The following is a 7020-nucleotide window of genomic DNA, read 5'->3' on the forward strand; positions in this document are numbered from 1 at the left end:
GGCAGAAGTGATCCGTTCCGTCCTCGTCGCCAACCGCGGCGAAATAGCCCGGCGGGTCTTCCGTACCTGCCGCGAGCTGGGCATCTCCACCGTCGCCGTGTACTCGGACGCCGATGCCGGCGCACGTTTCGTCCAGGAGGCCGACACCGCCGTACGGCTCCCGGGCGAGGCCCCGGCCGACACCTATCTGCGCGGCGATCTGATCGTGGCCGCCGCACGGGCCGCCGGCGCGGACGCCGTCCACCCCGGCTACGGCTTCCTCTCCGAGAACGCCGGATTCGCCGCGGCGGTGGCCGACGCGGGCCTGGCCTGGATCGGGCCGCCGCCCGCCGCCATCGAGGCCATGGCCTCCAAGACGCGGGCCAAGGAGCTGATGGCGGCGGCCGGGGTGCCGCTGCTGGCGCCGGTCGACCCGGGCTCGGCCACCGACGCCCAGCTGCCGCTGCTGGTGAAGGCGGCGGCCGGCGGCGGCGGCCGCGGCATGCGCGTGGTCACCGAACTGGCCGCGCTCGACGAGGAGTTGACGGCCGCCCAGGCCGAGGCGGCGGCCGCGTTCGGCGACGGGGAGGTGTTCGTCGAGCCGTACGTCGTCGGCGGGCGCCATGTCGAGGTGCAGATCCTCGCCGACGCGCACGGCACGGTCTGGACGCTCGGCACCCGCGACTGCTCCCTCCAGCGCCGCCACCAGAAGGTCATCGAGGAGGCCCCGGCCCCCGCACTGCCGCAGGAACTGCGGGACACCCTGCACCGGGCCGCGGACCGGGCCGCCCGCGCCATCGACTACCGGGGCGCGGGCACCGTGGAGTTCCTGGTCTCCGCGGACGGCCGGGCGTACTTCCTGGAGATGAACACCCGCCTCCAGGTCGAACACCCGGTCACCGAGGCGGTCCACGGCCTCGACCTCGTCGCCCTCCAACTACGGGTCGCCGAGGGCCGGCCCCTGGACGGCGATCCCCCGCCGGCGCACGGGCACGCCGTGGAGGCCCGGCTGTACGCCGAGGACCCCGCCGCCGGCTGGCAGCCGCAGACCGGCACCCTGCACCGGCTGGCACTGCCCGAGGGCGTCCGGCTGGACTCCGGGGTGAGCGACGGCGACACCATCGGCGTCCACTACGACCCGATGCTCGCCAAGGTCATCGCCTGGGCGCCGAGCCGGGACGAGGCGGTACGCAAGCTCGCGGGCGCCCTGGAACGGGCCGAGATCCACGGCCCCGCCACCAACCGCGACCTGCTCGTACGGTCCCTGCGCCACCCGGAGTTCACCGACCCCCGCGCGCTGGACACCGGCTTCTACGACCGCAACCTCGCCGCGCTGACCGGGACCGGCGCGGACGGCGGGGGCGTCTTCGCGCTCGCCGCCGCCCTCGCCGACGCGGCCGGCCGCTCCCGCTTCGGGGGCTTCCGCAACGTCCCCTCCGCCCCGCAGGCCAAGACCTACGCCTGCGGGGAGCGCGAGTACACGATCCGCTACCGGCTCGGCCGGGACGGACTGTCGGCCGAGGAGTTCCCCGGCGTACGGCTGCTGACCCTCGACGCCCACGAGGTCGTGCTCGACGTCGACGGCGTACGGCGGCGGTTCGCGGTCGCCCGCTACGGGGACCGGGTCCATGTCGACGCGCCCCCGCCGGCCGGCGCGGCCGCCGCCCCCTGCTCCTGGTCGTTCACCGCACTGCCCCGCTTCGCCGATCCCGCCGCCCGCACCGAGCCCGGCTCGCTGCTGGCGCCGATGCCCGGCACGGTCGCCCGGATCGCGCCCGGCCTCGCCGAGGGCGACCGGGTCGCGGCCGGCCAGCCGCTGCTGTGGCTGGAGGCCATGAAGATGGAACACAAGATCACCGCCCCCGCTGCCGGCACCCTCACCTCGCTGCCCGTCCACACCGGACGACAGGTCGAAGTCGGCGCCCTGCTGGCCGTCGTCGACACCACGACCCCGCCGGCCACGGCCTGACCCCGCCCCCTGCCCTCCCTCGTACGCGCACCACCTCACCCACCGCACACATGGAGCCGTCATGAGCAACCCTGTGATCGAGACCGAGGAACACCGCGCCCTCCGCAGCTCCGTCGCCGCCCTCGGCAAACGCTACGGCCGGGAGTACCTCGCGCGGACCGTGGCCGAGGGCGGGCACGCCGACGCGCTCTGGGCGGAGGCCGCCAAGCTCGGCCACCTCGGCGTCAACCTCCCCGAGGAGTACGGCGGCGGAGGCGGCGGCATCGCCGAACTCTCCATCGTTCTGGAGGAGTTGGGTGCGGCCGGCTGTCCACTGCTGATGCTGGTGGTCTCACCCGCGATCTGCGGCACGGTCATCGCCCGGTTCGGTACCGAGGAACAGAAGCGGACCTGGCTCCCGGGCCTCGCCGACGGCACCCGCACCATGGCCTTCGGCATCACCGAGCCGGACGCCGGGTCCAACTCCCACCGCATCACGACCACGGCCCGCCGGGAGGGTGGGGGATGGGTCCTCAACGGCCGGAAGGTCTTCATCTCGGGCGTCGACATCGCCGACGCGACCTTGATCGTCGGCCGCACCGAGGACGCCAGGACCGGGCGGCTCAAGCCCTGCCTGTTCATCGTCCCGCGTGACGCCCCCGGCTTCGGCCGCAGCCCGATCGACATGGAACTGGCCGCCGCGGAGAAGCAGTTCGAGCTGACCCTGGACGAGGTGCGGCTGCCCGCCGACGCGCTGGTCGGCGACGAGGACGCCGGGCTGCTGCAACTGTTCGCCGGGCTCAACCCGGAGCGCATCATGACCGCCGCGTTCGCCCTGGGGATGGGCCGCTACGCGCTGGACCGGGCCCTCGACTACGCCCGCACCCGGCAGGTGTGGAAGGAGCCCATCGGCGCCCACCAGGCCATCGCCCACCCCCTCGCCCAGGCCCACATCGAGCTGGAACTCGCCCGGCTGATGACGCAGAAGGCCGCCCACCTCTACGACGCCGGCGACGACATGGGTGCCGGCGAGGCTGCCAACATGGCCAAGTACGCGGCGGCCGAGGCCGCGGTCCACGCCGTCGACCGGGCCGTGCACACCCTCGGCGGCAACGGCCTCACCCGGGAGTACGGCCTCGCCTCGATGATCACGGCGGCCCGGGTGGCACGGGTCGCCCCGGTCAGCCGCGAGATGATCCTCAACTTTGTCTCACACCAGACGCTGGGGCTGCCCAAGTCGTACTGAGGGCGGGATGCTGCGCGAGCCGGCCGGGCCCGACCCGGCCGGCCGGGGGCCGTCCCGCCCGCCGTCCGCCCACCGCCGAAGGGAAGTCCCAGGCATGGTGTCCCCAGCACCCCAGGTGTCCCACGTATCCCACGTGTTCCGCAGCGAGTACGCCGACATCGCGCCCGTGGAGCTGCCGATCCACGAGGTGGTCCTCGGGCGGGCGGCGGAGTACGGCGACCGGCCCGCCCTCGTCGACGGCCTCGACGGCCGCACCCTCAGCTACGCCCGGCTCGACCACCTCAGCCGACGGATCGCCGCCGCGCTCGCCGCCTCCGGGCTCCGTAAGGGTGAGGTGCTGGCTCTGCACAGTCCCAACAGCCTGCTCTTCCCGGCCGTGTTCTACGCTGCCACCCGCTGCGGGGCGGCGGTCACCCCCGTCCATCCGCTGGCGACCGAGGACGAGTTCGCCAAGCAGCTGGGGGACTCCGGAGCCCGCTGGATCGTCACCACCTCGGCGCTGCTGGACACCGCCCGCGGCGCGGCCCGGCGGGCCGGCGGCATCGCCGAGATCCTCGTCTGCGACCGGGCCCCGGGCCACCGTGGCGTCCTGGACCTGGCCGCCTGCACCGGCCCGGAACCCTCCGTCGCCCTCGACCCGGCGGCCGACCTCGCCGTCCTGCCCTACTCCTCCGGTACCACCGGCGCCCCCAAGGGCGTGATGCTCACCCACCGCAGCATCGCCACCAACCTCGCCCAGCTCACCCCGCTCATCTCCAGCGGCCCCGACGACCGGGTGCTGGCCGTGCTGCCGTTCTTCCACATCTACGGGCTGACCGCGCTGATGAACGCCCCGCTGCGGCAGGGCGCCACCGTCGTCGTGCTGCCCCGCTTCGACCTGCGCCAGTTCCTCGCCGCGATCGAGCAACACCGCATCACGGCCGTCTACGTGGCGCCCCCCATCGTGCTGGCCCTGGCCAAACACCCCCTGGTCGCCGACTACGACCTGTCCTCCTTGCGCTACCTCGTCAGCGCCGCGGCGCCGCTGGACGCCGAACTGGCCGCGGCCTGCTCCCGGCGCCTCGGCCTGCCGCCGGTCCGCCAGGCCTACGGGATGACCGAGTTGTCCCCGGGTACGCACGCCGTGCCCCTCGACGCACCGAACCCGCCCCCGGGCGCCGTCGGCAAGCTGATCCCCAACACGGAGATGCGTCTGGTGTCCCTGACGACCGGCGTGGACCTGCCGCCGGGGGAGAGCGGCGAGATCCTCATCCGCGGCCCGCAGGTCATGCGGGGCTATCTGGGGCGGCCCGCCGACACCGCCGCGATGATCGACCCCGAGGGCTGGCTGCACACCGGCGACATCGGGCGGGCGGACGCCGACGGCTGGCTCCATGTCGTCGACCGCGTCAAGGAGTTGATCAAATATAAGGGGTATCAGGTCGCCCCCGCCGACCTCGAAGCGCTGCTGCTCGGCCATCACGCGATCGCCGACGCCGCGGTCATCGGCGTCACGGACGCCGACGGCAACGAGGTCCCCAAGGCATTCGTGGTCCGCCAGCGGGGGGCCCGGCTCAGCGAGGACGAGGTCATCGCGTACGTTGCCGGGCAGGTGGCCCCGTACAAAAAGGTGCGCCGCGTGGAGTTCCTGGACACCGTGCCGCGCGCCGCCACCGGAAAGATCCTGCGGCGCGAACTGCGCGCCAGGGAAAGGAGTTCGACGCCCCGATGACCGACGCCTCCGCGACACCCCTGGTGCTGCGCTCCCACGAGCGCGGCATCACCACGCTCACGCTGGACTCCCCGCACAACCGCAACGCCCTCTCCACCCGCCTGGTGGGCGAACTCCACCAGGCACTCGCGGACGCCGCGACCGACCACGGGACCCGCGCCGTCGTCCTGACCCACACCGGCGGCACGTTCTGCGCCGGCGCGGACCTCTCCGAGGCCACCTCGGGCACCGCGAAGGACGGCCCGCTGGGCCTGGCCCGGCTGCTGCGCGCGATCGTGGCCCTGCCGAAGCCGGTCGTCGCCCGGGTCACCGGCCACGTCCGGGCCGGCGGACTGGGCCTGCTCGGCGCCTGCGACATCTCCGCGGCCGGACCCGACGCCACCTTCGCCTTCACCGAGGCCCGCCTCGGCCTCGCCCCCGCCGTCATCTCCCTCCCGCTGCTGCCGCGCCTGGACCCCCGGGCAGCCGGCCGCTACTACCTCACCGGCGAGAAGTTCGACGCGGTCGAGGCGGCCCGGATCGGCCTGGTCACCCTCGCCGCCGACGACGTCGACACCGGCCTCGCGCCCGTACTGGACGGCCTGCGCAAGGGCTCCCCCCAGGGCCTGGCCGAATCGAAGAAACTGGTCACCGCCCAGGTGCTGGACACCTTCGACCGGGACACCGAGGCGCTGGCCGAACAGTCCGTGCGACTCTTCGGCTCCGCCGAGGCCCGCGAGGGCATGACCGCCTTCCTGGAGCGACGGGCCCCGGCATGGGCGCGCTGACCCCCGCCCGCGGCCCCAAGCAGCCCCAGCAGGAACGCAGCCGCGCCACCCGCCTGAAACTGCTGGAGGCCGCCATCGCCTGCCTCGCCGAGCGCGGCTGGAGCGGCAGCACGGTCTCGGTGGTCGCCGAGCGCGCGGGCGTCTCCCGGGGCGCCGCCCAGCACCACTTCCGCACCCGCGAGGACCTCTTCACCGCGGCCGTCGAACACGTCGCGGAGAAGCGCCGGGGCGCCGTCAAGGCCGTCGCCCACAACCTCCCGCCGGCCGGCTCCGTCGCCCGCACCTGGGTCATCGTCGAGGAACTCGTCGGCCTCTACACGGGGCCGCTGTTCCGCGCCGCGTTGCACCTGTGGGTGGCCGCCTCCGACGAGGAGCAGCTGCGCGACCGGGTCACCGCCCTGGAGGCCCGGGTGGGACGGGAGGCACACCGCACGGCGGTCGCCCTGCTGGACGCCGACGAAGCGGTGCCCGGCGTACGGGAGACCGTCCAGGGCCTGCTCGACATGGCCCGCGGCCTCGGTCTCGCCAACCTCCTGACCGACGACTCGGCCCGCCGCGACCGGGTCGTCGAGCAGTGGGCGAAGATCATCGACGGCATACTGAACCCGGCGGACCAGGACCAGCAAGGAAACCGCCGGTAAAGCACCAGCGAGGTCAGGACTCTTCCCGCACAAGAGGACCGCTTCCCACAACGGCGACCGCCGTGAGTTCGACCCGCCCGTGCGGGAGCCCGGCGACCTTGAGCGTGGAACGCGGGGGGAACGGCGCCGTGAAGAATTCGGCCTGGACCTCGTTGAGCGCGTCCAGATCGTCGAGATCGGTGAGCAGCGCGGTCAGCATGACGATGTCGCTCAACGAGGTGCCCGCCGTCCGGCAGATCGCGTCCAGATTGGTGAAGGCGCGCCGCATCGCCTCGCGCGCATCGTCCTCGACCACCTGCTGGGCGTGCTGGTCGATGGCCAGGGTGCCACCGATGTAGACGGTGTCGCCCACCCTCGCCGCCTGGGAGAAATTGCCGGCGTTGATGCCGGTGTTGTCCGGAGCGTCGGGAGCGTGCACGACACGGGCGCTGCGCATGTGGCCTCCATCATCCGAGCCCGCTGACCGGCCCAGGGCGATTTGTTCCCTTATGTACCCCGTACCGTACCCGCTGCGCTTTGCGGCGCGCCGCACGTTGTCGGCTGGCCCGCCGTGGGTGTTGCTCGCCGTTGCGCTTTGCGGCGCGGCGCGACGTGGTCGGCTGGCCCGCCGCGGGGCTACTCGCCGTTGCGCCTGCGGCGGGGCTGGTTGCCGCTGCGCTGGCTGTTCGGCTGCGGGACCGGCCCTCCGGACTCCGTCCTGCGGTCCGCCCCCTCCCGTTGGGGGTGGA

Annotated in this window: 6 protein-coding genes; 5 read left to right on the forward strand and 1 reads right to left on the reverse strand. The window is 73.7% G+C overall.

Annotated features, from left to right (window positions below):
- Positions 1-7 precede the first annotated feature (7 nt).
- The 5 genes from EST92_RS17795 to EST92_RS17815 all read left to right on the forward strand — a co-directional run bounded on the left by EST92_RS17795 (position 8) and on the right by EST92_RS17815 (position 6292).
- Complete coding sequence (locus tag EST92_RS17795; RefSeq protein WP_129281894.1) at positions 8-1948, forward strand: biotin carboxylase N-terminal domain-containing protein; 1941 nt, start codon at positions 8-10, stop codon at positions 1946-1948.
- Positions 1949-2009: 61 nt separating this feature from the next.
- Positions 2010-3173: an acyl-CoA dehydrogenase family protein gene (locus EST92_RS17800; protein ID WP_129281895.1), complete on the forward strand. Its 1164-nt coding sequence runs from the start codon at positions 2010-2012 to the stop codon at positions 3171-3173.
- 94 nt (positions 3174-3267) lie between these two features.
- Positions 3268-4884, forward strand: coding sequence for a 4-coumarate--CoA ligase family protein (locus EST92_RS17805; protein ID WP_161981749.1), 1617 nt, complete (start codon positions 3268-3270; stop codon positions 4882-4884).
- Positions 4881-5651, forward strand: coding sequence for an enoyl-CoA hydratase family protein (locus EST92_RS17810; RefSeq protein ID WP_129281897.1), 771 nt, complete (start codon positions 4881-4883; stop codon positions 5649-5651). The genes EST92_RS17805 and EST92_RS17810 overlap by 4 nt, the downstream gene beginning before the upstream one ends.
- Complete coding sequence (locus tag EST92_RS17815; protein WP_129281898.1) at positions 5639-6292, forward strand: TetR/AcrR family transcriptional regulator; 654 nt, start codon at positions 5639-5641, stop codon at positions 6290-6292. The genes EST92_RS17810 and EST92_RS17815 overlap by 13 nt, the downstream gene beginning before the upstream one ends.
- Before the next feature lie 13 nt (positions 6293-6305).
- On the opposite strand, the gene EST92_RS17820 is transcribed toward EST92_RS17815, so the two are convergent.
- Positions 6306-6728, reverse strand: coding sequence for a Rid family hydrolase (locus EST92_RS17820; protein WP_129281899.1), 423 nt, complete (start codon positions 6726-6728; stop codon positions 6306-6308).
- Positions 6729-7020: the final 292 nt, after the last annotated feature.

It is taken from the genome of Streptomyces sp. TM32, from assembly GCF_004122755.1.
GTDB classification, from domain to species: Bacteria; Actinomycetota; Actinomycetes; order Streptomycetales; family Streptomycetaceae; genus Streptomyces; species Streptomyces sioyaensis.